The organism is Tamlana sp. I1, from assembly GCF_015355625.1.
In the GTDB taxonomy this organism is placed as follows: Bacteria; Bacteroidota; Bacteroidia; order Flavobacteriales; family Flavobacteriaceae; genus Pseudotamlana.
In genome coordinates, this window is sequence record NZ_JACLAF010000013.1 from 19,865 (window position 1) to 36,720 (window position 16,856).

7 protein-coding genes are annotated in these 16,856 nt (G+C 37.5%); 5 read left to right on the forward strand and 2 right to left on the reverse strand.

The genetic code is table 11. The features are described 5' to 3' along the window. Positions 1–267: 267 nt before the first annotated feature. From H6X70_RS12820 to bglX, 5 genes are all read left to right on the forward strand, one after another. Entirely contained in the window at positions 268–3,522 is a 3,255-nt protein-coding gene (locus tag H6X70_RS12820; protein ID WP_194768096.1) for a SusC/RagA family TonB-linked outer membrane protein, read from the forward strand. A 17-nt stretch (positions 3,523–3,539) separates the two neighbouring features. Next, positions 3,540–5,252: a RagB/SusD family nutrient uptake outer membrane protein gene (locus tag H6X70_RS12825; RefSeq protein WP_194768097.1), complete on the forward strand. Its 1,713-nt coding sequence runs from the start codon at positions 3,540–3,542 to the stop codon at positions 5,250–5,252. A 28-nt stretch (positions 5,253–5,280) separates the two neighbouring features. Then, positions 5,281–6,069, forward strand: coding sequence for a hypothetical protein (locus H6X70_RS12830; RefSeq protein WP_194768098.1), 789 nt, complete (start codon positions 5,281–5,283; stop codon positions 6,067–6,069). A gap of 157 nt (positions 6,070–6,226) precedes the next feature. After that, positions 6,227–7,360, forward strand: a complete 1,134-nt coding sequence (locus tag H6X70_RS12835; RefSeq protein WP_228530364.1) for a family 16 glycosylhydrolase — start codon at positions 6,227–6,229, stop codon at positions 7,358–7,360. Between the two features lie 33 nt (positions 7,361–7,393). Then, entirely contained in the window at positions 7,394–9,697 is a 2,304-nt protein-coding gene (gene bglX, locus H6X70_RS12840) for a beta-glucosidase BglX (RefSeq protein ID WP_194768100.1), read from the forward strand. 504 nt (positions 9,698–10,201) lie between these two features. Here bglX and H6X70_RS12845 read toward each other — a convergent pair. Together H6X70_RS12845 and H6X70_RS12850 are read right to left on the reverse strand one after the other, a co-directional pair. Continuing rightward, the gene (locus H6X70_RS12845; protein ID WP_194768101.1) at positions 10,202–12,403 is read right to left on the reverse strand and encodes a beta-glucosidase family protein; all 2,202 of its coding nucleotides are present in this window, start codon (positions 12,401–12,403) and stop codon (positions 10,202–10,204) included. Positions 12,404–12,638: 235 nt separating this feature from the next. Continuing rightward, positions 12,639–16,652: an FG-GAP-like repeat-containing protein gene (locus H6X70_RS12850; protein WP_194768102.1), complete on the reverse strand. Its 4,014-nt coding sequence runs from the start codon at positions 16,650–16,652 to the stop codon at positions 12,639–12,641. Positions 16,653–16,856 lie beyond the last annotated feature (204 nt).

Here is a 16,856-nt window from a genome sequence, read left to right on the forward strand (position 1 = left end):
TGAGGCATATAAATCTTACATAGCGCTTCATTTGTTTTACAGAATGTTAAAACTGTATTAATCTTCCTCTTAATTCTATGTTAAATTTGATTTATACCAATACCAATTAAGTGAGTTATAAAAAGTTTAATAAAAAAGTAATTTTAGAAGTATTAGTAATCCTTTTAATACTCCTAACGCTTACCATGCTTTTTTATAACATGTAATTCAATTATTAAAATGAACACGTAAACTAAATAACTAAATTTTTAACTAATTCAAATAAGTATGATGATAAAGTTTAAACTCGCGATTATTGCATGCCTAATGTTATGCATGCAAAATGCCTTTTCGCAAGAAAAGTCAATTACTGGGCTTGTAACCGATACTTCCGGATTACCCATCCCTGGCGTTGCCGTAATTGTAAAAGGCACCAGCAATGGAGCAAGCACCGATTTTGACGGGATTTACACGATTTCAAACGTAAGTCCTAACAACGAACTGATATTCTCCTATATAGGAATGGAATCTCAAACCGTATTAGTAGCAAACCAAACTAGAATTAACGTAACGCTAAACGAATCTGTAGAGGCTTTAGATGAAATTGTGGTTGTTGGATACGGCACACAAAAAAAGGCCTTAGTAACAGGCGCTAGTGTTAATGTTAAAGGTGAAGATATTGCTGCCCTAAATACGGGAACAGCTATGGAAGCACTACAAGGTATTGCTGCTGGTGTAAATGTTACCAGAAACACCGGACAACCAGGTGCTGGTACTAAAGTAACCATTCGTGGACTAGGTACCATAGGTAATTCAAACCCGCTGTATATTGTAGACGGCGTTCCTGTTGGAGATATTGATTATTTGAATGCTTCAGACATTGAAAGTATCGATGTTTTAAAAGATGCTGCTTCTTCAGCCATTTATGGTTCTAGAGCTGCAAACGGGGTGGTTTTAGTTACCACCATCCAAGGGCATAAAAACTCGGCAGCTAGAATTAGCTACGATACTTATTATGGTTTTCAAAACATCTACAAAAACCTGGATCCTTTAAATGCGCAAGAGTACATGTATATTATGGATGAAGGTCGAGTTAATGATGGTTTAGCACCAAATAACTGGGAAGCCATACTTAAAAACAATAACTGGCTAGAAACGAACTATCCTGGTTTAGGCACTCAATTAGGAGAAGACATTTGGGCAAGGCTTCAAAATGGTTGGGAAGGCACCAATTGGATTGATGAGATGACCACAAACAATGCAACCATTCAAAATCACGCCTTAAATATTTCTGGAGGTAGCGAAGACATTACGTATTCTGGAGGTGTTTCTTATTTTGAACAAGAAGGTATTATAGGAGGCAATTTAATTGATGCTGGATACAAAAGATTAACAGCTAGATTAAACACCACCATGGTATTGAAAAAAAATAGTACGCATGATATTCTTACCATTGGAGAAAACTTCACCTATACAAACACCGAAAATAGAAGCGTAGCCACTGGCAACATTTATTATAATGATTTACATAACGCTCTTGTTCAAAATCCTTTGCAACCTGCATATTGGCAACCAGCAATTGATAATAACATAGACCCTTTTGGGTTTACTCCGTCTCTTGATGGGTTAGCCAACGATCAAACCAATCCTTTGGCTGTTATGAATTACCGTAGTAATTATAGTTATGGTAAAGGAAATAAAATTGTAGGTAATGTATTTGCTGAACTTCAACCCATACAAGATTTAAAATTTAGAGCGTATTATGGTATAGATTCTTGGTTTGGACATAGCAGATCTATGAACCCGACCTATAGTTTAGGCTTATTATATGTGGATAATATAGACGGTGCTACACAAGAACAGTACTTTGGAAGCAACCAAACATTTTCTGCAACAGCGTCTTATGAACACCTATTTGGAGAACACGAAATTGAAGCTTTAATTGGTACCGAAACTATTAAAAATCAAATAAACACAAATGTAGGTGGTTCTAGAAATAACTTATTATTCCCAGACGACCCACGCTATGCATACCTTCAAAACACCGAAAGCCCTGAAAGCGTTAACGATGTTAATACTTGGGGTGCCGATTATGCCGCTGGCGGCGGTGGTTTACTATCTTACTTTTCTAGATTACAATATAATTATAAAGAAAAGTATCTGTTTTCAGCGATCATGAGAGCCGATGCCTCTTCAAACTTTGCAAAAGATTATAGATGGGGTTACTTTCCTTCATTTTCAGCAGGTTGGGTGCTATCCAAAGAAGAGTTCATGGGGGATACTGGCGTAGTAAATTTCGCAAAACTTAGAGGTAGCTGGGGACAAAACGGTAACCAATCCATTCCACCATTTATTTATTCCGCTCAAATTGCATACGTATTTCCTGGGTACTTCTTTGGAGATACAAAACCAATCTCTGGGGTAACCTCGTACCCAGAACGAGTTACTAACCCTGAGGTGCAATGGGAAACCTCAGAACAACTCGATCTTGGTTTCGATTTAAGACTATTTAACTCCAAATTTGCAGCCACTTTCGATTGGTATAAAAAAACAACAAAAGACTGGTTAGTATTAGCTGGAATTGGTGGTACAGCAGGTGCAGCACCTCCATATATTAATGGTGGTGATATAGAAAATACAGGAGTCGAATTAGTGTTAAGCTGGAATGATGATATTGGTGATTTTAAATACGGCATCACACTAAGCGGCGCCCATAACAAAAATGAAGTTACCAAAATTGATAATGCAGATGGCATTATTCAAGGTGCTAGCCACGTCCTTTCTCAAGGAACTACATCTATATCAAGAGTTGAGGTAGGCAAACCTATAGGCTTCTTTTACGGTTTTCAAACCGATGGGATTTTACAAAATCAAGATGAGGTTGATGCCTACGTAAAACCTACCGATGGCACACCATATTTTGCCGATCAACGCCCTGGAGATGTTCGTTTTGTAGATCAAAATCAAGATGGTGTTATCGACGAATCCGACAAAGTAATGTTAGGAAACCCGAATCCTGATTTTGAATTGGGAATTCAATTAAATTTTGAATACAAAGGCTTCTACGCAAACACAACTCTTACAGGAAAATACGGTATGCAAGTCATGCAATCTTACCGTTCTTTTGCAGATAGATTTGACCAAAACTATACTTCTCAAATCTTTCAACGCTGGCATGGTGAAGGGACATCGAATAGATATCCGCGTTTAACATCTGGATCAAACAGAAATACAAACTTTATTTCAGACATCTTTATGCATGATGCCGATTATTTAAGAATAAACAACTTAACTATTGGATACAATTTTGGAAGAGCGCTTCAAAACATCAATGCGATAAACAACCTTAAAGTGTATGCCTCGGTAACAAATCTTTACACATTTACAAAATATGATGGGATGGATCCCGATGTTAGATTTTCGGGTAATGACGATAGTCAAAATGGTAATGAAAACGGAGGAACCTCTTGGGCTTCTGGTGTAGATCTTGGTTTATACCCGCAACCTAGAACCGTAATGTTTGGATTAAGTGTAGACTTTTAATTAAAAAAATGAGACAAATGAAAAAAATAAAATATATAATTGCCTTTTCAGCACTAGTTACAGTATGGGGGTGCAGTCAAGATTTTTTAGATCAAGACAACCTTTATGGTAAAAGTTTAGAAACCTACTATAAAACACCAACAGATATCGAAGAGGCCATGGCCGGTGTATACAATGCGATTTACACAACTAATGTTCACAGTAACGAAACTGTAGCCGCAAACCTATTATCAGATATGATGTTAGGTGGCGGAGGCCCAGATGATGTAACTGCAAAATGGGTTGATGGTTTTGAAGACCCTAATGAAGATACCTATCGCGATTTATGGATTCAATCCTATAACGGTATTGCTAGATGTAATGCCATTATTGAGAAAACCGCTGAAGCAGATTTTTCGAAATTCTTTGATAATGCGCAACAAGGTTTAGAGTTTAAAGACCAAACCATTGGTGAAGCCTTGTTCATGAGAGCCTTTTATTATTTCAGATTAGCTAAGTTTTTTGGAGGTGTACCAGTAATTATTTCTGTGGATCAACCAAAAGACGGTCCAAGAAATACCTACACCGAAACCTTTGCACAAATAGCATCCGATTTAAAATTAGCTATTGAAATGATGCCTAATACGCCATTTACAAGCATTCCTACAAACAGATACGGACATGCTAATAAATGGGTAGCTCAAGGGTATTTAGCACGTGTGTTTTTACATTACACAGGGTATATGACGAATATTGAAGGCCAAGCTACAAGCGATTTACCTTTAGCTGATGGAAACACTTTAAGTGCTACAGATGTTGCTGGATATTTAAATGATTGTATTGCTAATAGTGGCTATGCACTTGTTTCCGATTTTAGAAACTTATGGCCGTACTCTTATGTTAACCAAAGTGCAAACGCTGTGGTATTACCATGGGCAGATGCCGAAGGTTTGTCATGGGTAGGTCAAGACGGGAAAACGCCAACTTTTGGTACAGGAAACAATGAAACCATGTTTGTTCAACGTTTTTCTTTTGGTGACTGGGAATGGACTAATGGAAACATTTACACCAATAGATTTTGCTTATTTGCAGGAATACGCGATAACTCCATGGTGCCTTTTGGTCAAGGCTGGGGATGGTGTACCATTAACCCTAATCTGTGGAACTCTTGGGATGATGTAGACCCAAGAAAAGCAGGTTCTATTCTTCCTATGGGCGATAGCGAACAAGGCACAGGAAGCTACCAAGCCGATAAAGGTGATCATGAAACTGGATTTTTCAACAAAAAATACATCGCCATTCAACATGATGATGGCTCAGGATCTAATGTAGGTATGTTTGTTCAATTATACGATTGGAGCAATACCGATATGCAATTAATGCATGCCCAAGATTTTATATTTATGCGTTTTGCTGACATCTTACTAATGCATTCTGAAATAACTCAAACTGCAGACGGTATGAATGCTGTAAGAGCAAGAGCAGGAAATTTACCTCCAGTAGGATATACCTTAGAAGCTTTAAAAGAAGAACGCATGCATGAGTTTGCTTTTGAAGGCTTACGTTGGTTCGACTTAGTGCGCTGGGGCGATGTAGACAGTGCTTTTAGTGGAACTATACCGGTAAGAAACTCAGGAATCGATGCCACTTACAGTGTAAACTACAGGTCAGAAACCAAAGGATTAGTTCCTATTCCAGAAACGGAAATCCGCTTGTCAAATGGGGTATATGAGCAAAACCCAGGCTGGTAATATTATATAAAACTTAAACTTGAAAAATATGAAAATTCAAAAAATATTAAATCTATTAATGGTTTTTATAGTGTTGATTTTTGCTGCATGCGAACCTATTGTAGATGAAGAATCATTGAAAAACACGACCGATGTAGATGGTGTTGAACTGGTTGCTACGCAAAGTACTCCTGGAGGCAACGGCATTACTCTAGAGATGGTAACCCCAGGAGTAACGGGTTACTGGGACTATAATATAGGAAGAGCTTATAGCGATAAAGCAGCGTTTACTTATCCAATTCCTGGTAACAACACGTTCACATTTATAGGAACCTTGGGCGCAGAGTTTTTTACTAAAACTATCGAAGTACAAGTCGATCAATTGGACCAACCTTTAGACCAAGATTGGTATGATCTTGTAAGTGATGATACTTCTGCTGGAAAAACCTGGGTATTTGATAAATCTGGCCCCTATTGGTATATGTGCGCTCCAAACGATATTAATGCGTGGGAAGGCGTATGGTGGGATGCTGGTCCATGTTGTATTAATGATGGAAACGGCGATGGAAGCATGACATTTAACCTAGATGGCGCCGCTAACTACATTCGAGTGGCAACAACTGGTGCGGCACCACAAACGGCGAGTTTTGCACTAGATGTGCCTAATCAAAAATTAGCTTTTACAGGTGAATTAAATATTCTTGGTGACGATCCGTCTAGATCTAATCCTGCTGGTGTTTATGAAATTATCCGGTTAACAGAAACAGAATTAATTCTGTATTTACCATTAACTCCTGCAGGCGATTCTGCTTGGGTTTGGAAATTTATAGCCCAATGATATAAATTAGTTTAGTTTGTTTCAATTTGTTTGTTTAGAGGGTTTTTATGTGGTAATAAAAACCCTCTTTTTTTCACATTTGAAATATAACCTTTTTAGTCAACTGAATATGCCAAGCATAGAAAAACCTTCAATTAAATCCTTCACACATTTCAAAATGACATGTTCACTTTGTATCTATCTGATGCTATTATTTTGCTGCGGAAGCCATCCAGATCCTATTGAAGCTGATACACCTAAAGAAGATATGGAAATCATTCCAACAAACCTTGATTTTAAAGTCACTATAGTTAATGCCGATACAAATAATCCTAATGGAGATGGCAACGGAAAAATAACCATAACAGCATCGGCAACTAACGCTACAAAATATAAATTCACATTTGGAGCTGGTAACCACATTGAAAACACAAGTGGAAATACCGAATTTACATATACTGAAATAGGAACCCACACCTATACTGTTTCGGTATTTGCTTATTCAGCAACAAACAATTCCATTTCAGCCTTTAAAAGCGTTACCATTTTTGTAAAAGAGCCAGAACTCACTTTAGTTTGGTCTGATGAATTTGATATAGACGGCGCAGTACTGGCGACAAACTGGACTGCAGAAACCACTCCTGCCAATAACGCCAACCTAAGTTGGTTTAATGGCGAAAAACAACATTACACAGACCGATTGGATAATGCTTATGTATCTAATGGTACTTTAAAAATTATTGCTAAAAAAGAATCTTTCACCTATACAGAACCTGGAAGCGGAAGAACAAGCACCAAAGCCTATACCTCAGCGCGATTAATTACCCAAGGCAAACAAGAATTTACCTATGGCCGAATTGATGTAAGAGCAAAATTACCACAAGGTGATGGTACCTGGCCTGCTATTTGGACTTTAGGCGCAAACATGAACACCGTAGGCTGGCCAGCTTGTGGAGAAATTGATATTATGGAACATTGGGGCTATAATCCTGGCATTGTTTCTAGCGCCACACATACAACAGCCTGTTCTGGAGGCTGCAAAAATGTGACCGTTGGCGAAACCTTATTAACCGATTTTTCATCAGAATTTCATGTCTACTCTGTGGTTTGGACTTCAGAAGAACTACGGTTTTTAATTGACGGTGAATTTAAATACAGATACAAACCTTCAACCAAAACCAATGAAAATTGGCCCTATACAGCAAATCAATTTATAATACTAAATGTAGCCATGGGAGGCGATTGGTTTACTATCGGCCCTAATTTCACAACAGCAACCATGGAAGTCGATTATGTAAGAGTTTATCAATAATAGAAAAGCCTATTAAATTAAAAATAATATAAGATGAAGATTAACATCCTAACAACGTATTGTGCTCTAGTAATGCTACTTTTTATGGGTTGCAATACAAAGCAAAAACATAAAATGAATACACAAACAGATCATATTGGACAAAAAGTAGATTCTTTGTTACGCATTATGACGCTTGAAGAAAAGATTGGACAAATGAACCAATACAATGGGTTTTGGAATGTAACCGGCCCAAGCCCCGAAGGTGGCGATGCCGCATTAAAATACAAACATTTAGAAGCTGGCTTAGTTGGTTCGATGCTTAATGTAAGAGGCGCAGCAGAAGTAAGAGCTGTTCAGGAAATTGCTGTTGAAAAAACACGATTAGGCATCCCTTTAATTATTGGTTTTGATGTGATACACGGTTACAAAACCCTAACCCCTATTCCACTTGCCGAATCGGCTAGTTGGGATTTAGAAGCTATTAAAACATCAGCAAAAAATGCCGCCATTGAAGCCTCGGCAGAAGGTATTAACTGGACCTTCGCACCGATGGTAGATATTTCAAGAGATGCCCGCTGGGGGCGTGTTATGGAAGGGGCTGGCGAGGATCCGTTTTTAGGAAGCCGTATTGCAGAAGCGCGTGTGAAAGGTTTTCAGGGTGATGATTTATCTCAATACAACACCATTGCAGCCTGTGCCAAACACTTTGCGGGTTACGGATTTTCAGAAGCCGGTCGAGATTATAATACCGTAGATGTAGGCACCTCAACCCTACACAATATTATTTTTCCACCGTTTAAAGCTGCCACCGATGCAGGCGTTCGAACATTTATGAATTCATTCAACGAATTGAATGGTATTCCAGCAACAGGAAACACTTTTTTACAACGCGAAATCTTAAAAAAAGATTGGGGTTTTAATGGTTTTATTGTGTCTGATTGGGGTTCCATGAGAGAAATGATTGCCCATGGTCATGCCGTAGATAATGAACATGCCGCGGAACTCTCCCTAAAAGCCGGTTCGGATATGGACATGGAATCTTATGCCTATATCAGGCATTTAGTAAAACTTGTAAAAGACGGCAAGATTGATGAAGCATTAATTAACGACGCCGCTGGTCGCATTTTACGCGTGAAATATGAATTAGGCCTGTTTGATGATCCTTATAAATATTGCGATTTAGACAGAGAAAAAGACATTGTAGGCAACAAAGATTTGCATGATGGCGCCCTAGATATGGCTAAAAAATCCATCGTATTATTAAAAAACGAAAATCAACTCCTGCCGCTTAAAAAACAAGGACTTAACATTGCCGTTATAGGGGATTTAGCAAACGACAAAACCAGTCCCTTAGGAAGTTGGCGAATTGCTGCTGAAGACGGTACAGCCATATCCGTACTTGAAGGTCTTGGAAACTATCCTAACAATAATATCACTTATGCTTCTGGCCCTAAATTATATAAAGGGATTCCCGATTTTACTACAGAAGTTGATATCAATACCACCGACAAATCTGGATTTAACGAAGCTGTGAATGCCGCCAAAAACAAAGATGTGGTGCTTATGGTTTTAGGCGAACACGGCTTTCAGTCGGGCGAAGGGCGTAGCAGAACAAACTTAGAATTACCTGGTTTTCAACAAGAATTATTGGAGGCCGTTTATAAAGTAAATAAAAATGTAGTTTTAGTCCTGATGAACGGTCGCCCCTTAGCAATTAATTGGGCAGACCAAAATATTCCTTCTATAGTTGAAGCTTGGCAATTGGGCACACAAAGTGGCCATGCCATTGCTCAAGTTTTATATGGCGACTATAATCCTTCTGGAAAATTACCAATGACATTTCCAAAAAACATCGGACAAATTCCTATTTATTATAATTATAAAAACACAGGAAGACCCTCGCCATCCGATCATGATGCGAACACTGTTTTTTGGTCGCATTATGGCGATGTAGGCAACGAACCTTTATATGAATTTGGATACGGATTAAGTTATACAACTTTTAAGTATGAAAATATGAAATTGAGTTCAAATGCTTTTAAGCCAGATGGTACTTTGGAAGTATCCTTCACCTTAACCAATACAGGAAACTATGAAGGTAAAGAAGTTGTTCAAATGTATATTCGCGATTTATTTGCAAGTTCAACCCGCCCTGTAAAGGAATTAAAAGGCTTCGAATTGGTAAACTTAAAACCTGGAGCTTCAAAAACAGTGTCGTTTACTATAGACTCCAAAACCCTTGAATTTTATTCAGCAAATAACAAATGGGAAGCAGAACCTGGAGATTTTAAAGTCTTTATTGGCGGAAGTTCAAACACCGTTTTAGAAGCAGATTTTTCACTTTCAAGCAACTAACATAACTTATAGAATTAGTGTTGATTTGAGTCCACTCATAAAAATTTATCAAGATTTTTGTGAGTGGACTTTCTATTTTCGAGAAATGTATACGAATACCATATTACGATAAACAAGGTATATTCAATAAAAATATACTTCCTTTTTGATGGTCCTCTAAGGAGAATTATTAATCGTTAATTCAAGTTCATAAAAAAAGTATACTAGTAGTTTAAATACTGTATTAGTTCTTCAGATTCTTGGTTAGAAATATCCCCTAGAGGGGAAACTCTAACGCAACAGTTTCCCTCCTAATAAGGAGGGATTAAGGGAGGTGTTCTACAATACCTGTAATTTTAATACAGCACAAAACACATAAACCTTATTAAAGTATTCAATAAAAAGATATTATAGGTAACTCATGAACTTAGAATTGTGAGTTATTGTATACTTCTCGACTCCGCAAACAATCATTTAAATTGAAAAGTTCAAACACTATTTCTAATCAATCTAAATCATCAACTATTAATCGATAGTCACTTTAATTTTCTTAAAAATAGCGTTTGAAGCATTACCAACATAAATTTCATAGCTACCACTTTCAAAATTCCAATCTGAAATAGACGGGTCGTAATATTTTAATTTATCGATAGGCACTTCAACCAAAACAGTTTTAGCAGATCCCTTATCTAGTTTTACTTTAGAAAACCCTTTTAATTCTTTTAAAGGTCTATCAATTTTCGATTTTGGTTTCCCAACATAAACCTGAACCACTTCTGCTCCTTCAAAATCACCAACATTTTTCACATCGCAACTAATGGTAATGGTATCGTTTTTAGCATAAGATTTTTTATCTGTTGATATATTAGAAAGTTCAAAATTGGTGTACGACATGCCATAACCAAAGGCGTATAAAGGCTTTATCTTTTTAGTGTCATGCCAACGGTAGCCCACCAAAATATCTTCTTTATAATATTGATTAACGCCATCGCCAGGATAAGAGCGTTCACCAAAAGCATGAGCGCCATTATCATTAAGCTTTACAGGGAACGAAAAAGGTAATTTCCCAGACGGATTTACATCGCCACTTACAACATCGGCAATGGCCTGCCCTGCCATACTCCCTAAGTACCAAGTTTGTAAAATGGCTTTAACCTCATTTAACCAAGGCATATCAATAGCATTTCCAGAAACCAAAATAAAACCAACATTTTTATTAACCTTAGAAATGTCATTAATAAGTGCCTCCTGCCCAAAAGGCAATCCGTATTGTTGCCTATCATCACCTTCACAATCTTGCAAATGACTTTTATTAAGACCGCCCACAAACAAAACGATATCTGCTTTTTTAGCTAATTGTATAGCGGCATGTTTTAATGAATCGGCATCTAAATTTGAAGGATGCACGCGATTGTATTCCGAAGGCCCAGAATGGTATCCCATCGTATGTAAAATGCTTGCATTTTTATAACGAGCTTTTAAGCCTTCTAAAGGCGATATTTCAAATTTAGGTTTTAACTCTGATGAACCACCGCCGGCAGTCATTGATCGGGTGGCATTTTCACCAATTACAGCAATACTTAGATTTTTATCATCGCGAATAGGAAAGAAATTATCTTCATTTTTTAACAGCACCATGCCTTCCGTAGCCACTTTTCTAGCCACATCATGGTGTTCTTTGTTATTCATGCGCCCTAAAGGTTTATTCGGATTTAGATTGGTTCTATACATGAGACGCAAAATTCTACGTACTTTATCATCTACAACAGCTTCAGGAATTTCTCCACTCTTCAGTTTTTTAAGAAAAGGCGAGGCCAAATAGTAATGATCGTAGTGGTTTTCTGTGGTGTATCCCAATCCGTCGGTGCCAGTACCCATTTCCAGATCTAAACCATTTATAGCAGCTTCATCGGTATTATGCGCCGAACTCCAATCGCTAATCACTACACCATCAAACTTCCAATCTTGTTTTAATATTTTCTTGGTAAGAAGCTCATGATGGGTTGTATATTGTCCGCGAAATTGATTGTAAGCCCCCATTATAGCCCAAACACCAGCCTCTTGAACGGCTGCTTTAAAAGCTGGTAAATAAATTTCATGTAAGGCCCGATCGCTCACCTCAACATTAATTACATCACGCCAATGCTCTTGGTTATTTAAGGCAAAATGTTTCACACAGGCAGCTACACCATTTTTTTGAACACCTTTTATATAAGGCACCACCATGGTTGATGCTAAGAAGGGATCTTCACCCATATATTCAAAATTTCTACCATTTAGCGGTGTTCTGTAAATATTTACCCCTGGTCCTAAAAGCACATCTTTTTTACGGTATCTGGCTTCCTCACCAAGACTGAATCCAAATTGACTAGACAAATCTGGATTAAACGTTGCAGCCAAACAAGTAAGGGCAGGAAAGGCTGTTATGGAATCGTTGGTCCAACCAGCATAAGCCCAATCGTCCCAACTTATTTCTGCACGCACACCATGAGGGCCATCAGACATCCATATTTCTGGAATTCCCAATCTCGCGACGCCTTTTGTACTAAACTTAGATTGAGCATGACATAAAGCTACTTTTTCTTCTAAAGTTAACTGCTTTAAAATACTTTCAATATCGCTTTCATGGTTTGCGGGTTTTGCCTCTTGAGAAAACCCTATTTGAAAGGTTAAGAAGCATAAAAAAAAGATGCCTGTTAACTGAACCTGGTTAAAAAAAATCTTCATAAATCTAAATTTAATTGTGATGTGTTTTTTGATTTGATTGAAACATAAAACCTTAAAAACAACGGTTATATTCCGGATGATAAAACTAGTTGATACCACGAAAAAACAGTAAAACGAATTCAGCGAAGACTGAAACATTTGTTGCAATTAAGCTTGAAACCCCTTGTTACCGCTAAGAATAAGACGATTCATCAAAAAAACAAGCCTTTTAAATTTTGACTTTTATAAAAGAAGACTAATCAATAATTAAAATATTAGAGTGCTCGTTTTTTCTCAACACATAGATCCCCGACTCCAATGAATTAGGAATTACTAAGGTTGTTGTTCCGTTGGAACCGTTGTAATTTATATTTGAAATGCTAATCGCATGGCCTAAAACATCAAAAAGCATAAATTGATCGGTTAATGTCGTGTGTGTTATATGAATTTCTCTACCGTGCACAGGATTCGGATAAACCACAGACTCGGCTTCAGGAGCATTTGTTTGAGAGTCTTTAAAATATGCAGAAGCATAGTGATAAGCCGATTTACCAATACGTGCCCCGATAAGTCGTCCCGGAATATCGTCGGCTGGCGGATGAATACCACCCCAAATTCTAGATAAACTGGTTTGATCGGAAGCATCTCTATAGGTTGCCCATTGTAACTTTACATCGACAGAAGGGCCTTTTTCAAAAACTAAAAAAGCATCTTTTTTTGCTACAAATTCGCCCATGCCACCCGGAAAAAACGCATCGCCTGTAAATAACGTTAATACTTCAGCAGCAGCGCGAGAAAAAGTAGAATGCCCAGAAATATAACCTGCAAACGGTGGTGTTACAAACGACGGCCGTTGGTAAGGCCACCAATCTTCTGCCAAAATCCAATCTACACCAGCCACATCGGTTTGTGCGTTTTTAATATGCTCATGCCCTTTCCATGATAAAACTTTTATTTTGCCCAAATGTTCATTGTTTTCGCCGCTTAAAACATCGCCAGCTTCAACAAGTTCTATAAACCCCGCTTTTAAAGGCATGCCTCCCACGTGATAATTTGGTAAATTTTCATCGGTACTTTGTCCTAACTCACTCATATACCGTATTGCAGAAATAGGTCGAATATAATCATACCACCCCTTAATTCCCCAAGCCGCTATTGCAGCATCGTGCATGGCGCCTGCTAGTGTAAAATACGATTTCACGTCCCACTCTAACGGACTCAACTCATCGCCTTCGCCATTCATTTTTTTAACCAATAAAGGATGATCACTTACGTAATTTAAAATTGTAAACCAATGTCCTGGAGGCGTTTCAGAGTCGGGGCCGTCTGCCCAAAATTCGGCTAAAACCCTTGCATAATCTGCTCTTGGCACCATTTGAGGTTGATAAGCTTGTCCTGTAACAGGATTTAAGTCATGCCCTTTACTGATATCGCCGCCTTCGATAGCATTATAATAATTGGGTAAATCTGAAAAATTGGTTGTAAATAGATTAATATCAATATTACCAATAGAACGTGGTGAAATATCCCAGAGCACGCCATCGCTTGGATCGAGATGTGAGCTCCAAAGCGATACTAAAGCGAAATTCCATTGGTAATCTGCTCCCGATTGGGTTTTAGCGTTAATATCTAGTTGTGGTGGGCGTCCGGGATCATGAAAAACGTTGAAACTCTGCCCATCTCTACGGTGTACCGATTTTTCATTTTCGGTTAGTGCAAAAGGTTTTACTTGCCCCCATTCTGGGCCTAGAAATTTAGGCGTTGAGCCATTAATTAAATTCCCACTTTGATCTATAAAAGTATTAAACGTTAGGGGTTGCCAACGGTTGCAATTAACGAGTCCGCTACCAATTCCTGAAACTGCCAAATCTAGGGGCTCATTAACTGGTTGGTAATAGACATATTCATAATTAAAAGATTCTCGCGAACCATCATTCAAACCATAATTAATAATAGTTTGCCCAATAAAATTACCCAAAGCAGCTGCATCTCCCGATTGATAATCGATGGATGTGTTACTAACAACATATCCCAACTGACTCATAATAAGATTAAATCTATTGCTACTTTCCTCCCAACCTGGAGAATTTTTAAAACGATGCATTAGCAAACGATAGGCTGCAAAACTCATGGCTTTTTCAGAAGAAATTATAGCGCTTTCATTGGGCGTAAATGGCTCTAATTTACTCTCAAAATTATTTACGGAATTGCCCATTAAATAAGGCTTGCCTCCTTGATTATATATTGCCCACGCATCGAATAAAGCGATGGCCATATGAAATAAATTTCGAGCATGTACATTAGGTCGCGCAAAATCCTTCCTAATAGCTTCTAAAAGGGCTTCGTTCCAGATTCTAGCTACCGAAATATCTTTTGACAAGCGACTTAAGTGTAGTTGCACATTTAAAGTATTGGTGTTACTTACACAAGTATTGTTTTTTTGATAAACACTGAGTTTCCCAGCGGCATGAAATCCCCATTTTACTTTGATGGTTGAAGTGCCTTGACCTTCAATTATTTCGCCACCTTCAACCGTCCATATAACTTCTGAATTTGCATTTAGATTCACCGAATAAGTTTCAATAGTATTAAAAGCAGACTGCTTGGATCCAGATATATTTCCTAAATCAAAATACACACAAGAACCATCATCTTCGGTAGCATCTGGATTATAAGTACAAGAATTTGGATTGGTGCATCCAAAAACCACATCATTAAACGGTATGTTTAAAATCTCGAAACCCTGCCCCTCTTTCGCTTTGATATAAGTATTGGGTTGAAGATTTTTATGGGTTTCCTCTAAACCAGAAGGCCATTTAATTTTTAATTCGCTTATAAGTGTTGCATTTTTTAATCCGAAATGAACTGGCAGAATACTTTGAGACAAAAATCCAATGCCTGTATAATACCTATGAAACGTCCCAACATCGGTAACTACCGAAACCACGGTACCAACAGCATTTTTATTAGACTGCACACCTTCTAGAGATACTTTAAACCATTTTAAAACATCTTGATTACGGTTTGAAATACTAGTGTTTTTATAAAAGAAAGACGGGCTGTCGCTATTGGTTGTGTACAAATCTAAATCGCCGTCGTTATCAAAATCGAAAGGTGTAGCTCCAACACCATAGTTTAAGGCTTTTAAATTTGCTTCATCGGTTTTATTAATAAACCCTAATTGGCCTTCACTAAGCGTGTTTTCAAAATAAAAATTGTATTGGGCTTTAGGAATATTAAAACCATTTACAACAAACAAATCTTCATCGCCGTCTAAATCAAAATCAGCAAAAACAACATCCCATGCCCAACCGGTATCTTTAACACCTAAGTTGGAAGCAATATCTATAAAAGTATTATCGCCATTATTTTTATAGAAGGTATTATCATTAATATCAGTAATAAAAATATCGAAAAAGCCATCGTTATTATAATCATGAAAAGCGATGCCCATATCATGACCTGTATGATCTACGCCATAATTAATTGCTTCTTCTGATACAGAAATTCCATTTTGATTGATATACAAGTCGTTTTTTAAACTATTATCGTTAGACAGATACAAATCGAACCAGCCATCGGAATTAAAATCGAAAGGAACGCTTGCATACGATCTGTTGTTAGGTGTTGTTTGGGCAAAAAGTGCCGATTGGTTTGTAAAAGTACCATCGCCATTGTTTAAATAGAAAGTATTGAAACTGCAATTTTCCCACTCTGAGATATACAAATCTAAGTAACCATCGTTATTAAAATCGAACCAAGTAGCTCCTGTATACCAACATGTATTTTGTGGTGTAATTCCTGAGTTCTTTGTAACATCTACAAATGTACCATTGCCCTGATTCCTGAAAAGTTGTAGTTTATACTGATTTGTTAAAAACAAATCGGGAAACCCATCATTATCATAATCGCCCCAAGATGCGCCATATTTATAACCTTGTAAGGCAGGGTTTGGGGAATCGACTCCAGTTTTTGGAAATAAATTTGAAAGCCCTGCTATTTCTGTAACATCGGTGAATGTATTATTGCTATTATTTCGAAACAATCTGCTATGTGTAATTTCGATATTGTCTACGTCTTTAGCTTTGGCAACTATAAAAATATCTAGGTCTAAATCGCCATCGTAATCTGCAACAGCAACACCGCTATTTTCTTCCATAATCCCTAAGCCAGAAATATGCTCGAAACGCTCGAAAATTTGAGCAGACAAGATATTAACACAGAAAAACAGAAATATTAAAACTATACCTTTTTTAAATTTAATCGTCATAAATAGTTAAGCTCTGAATAAGAACTAAACTACATGATTTAAAAAATAAAATCTGTTACAAATTCGGCGAAATATGAAACATTTGTCGCATGAGGCATGCTACATAGTGTGTTTCGATACATTAATGTGAAGAATAAGCGTTGGATGAACGGCTGCTATTATAACTACCTGTTAGAAAAACATAGCTTAATGTAATTTGTTGAC

Excerpts from the sequence above, each read along its gene's own strand:
- H6X70_RS12835 (WP_228530364.1), top strand. The coding sequence starts at position 6,227 with ATGACATGTTCACTTTGTATCTATCTGATGCTATTATTTTGCTGCGGA.
- bglX (WP_194768100.1), top strand. The coding sequence starts at position 7,394 with ATGAAGATTAACATCCTAACAACGTATTGTGCTCTAGTAATGCTACTT.
- H6X70_RS12820 (WP_194768096.1), top strand. The coding sequence starts at position 268 with ATGATGATAAAGTTTAAACTCGCGATTATTGCATGCCTAATGTTATGC.
- H6X70_RS12825 (WP_194768097.1), top strand. The coding sequence starts at position 3,540 with ATGAAAAAAATAAAATATATAATTGCCTTTTCAGCACTAGTTACAGTA.
- H6X70_RS12850 (WP_194768102.1), bottom strand. The coding sequence starts at position 16,652 with ATGACGATTAAATTTAAAAAAGGTATAGTTTTAATATTTCTGTTTTTC.
- H6X70_RS12830 (WP_194768098.1), top strand. The coding sequence starts at position 5,281 with ATGAAAATTCAAAAAATATTAAATCTATTAATGGTTTTTATAGTGTTG.
- H6X70_RS12845 (WP_194768101.1), bottom strand. The coding sequence starts at position 12,403 with ATGAAGATTTTTTTTAACCAGGTTCAGTTAACAGGCATCTTTTTTTTA.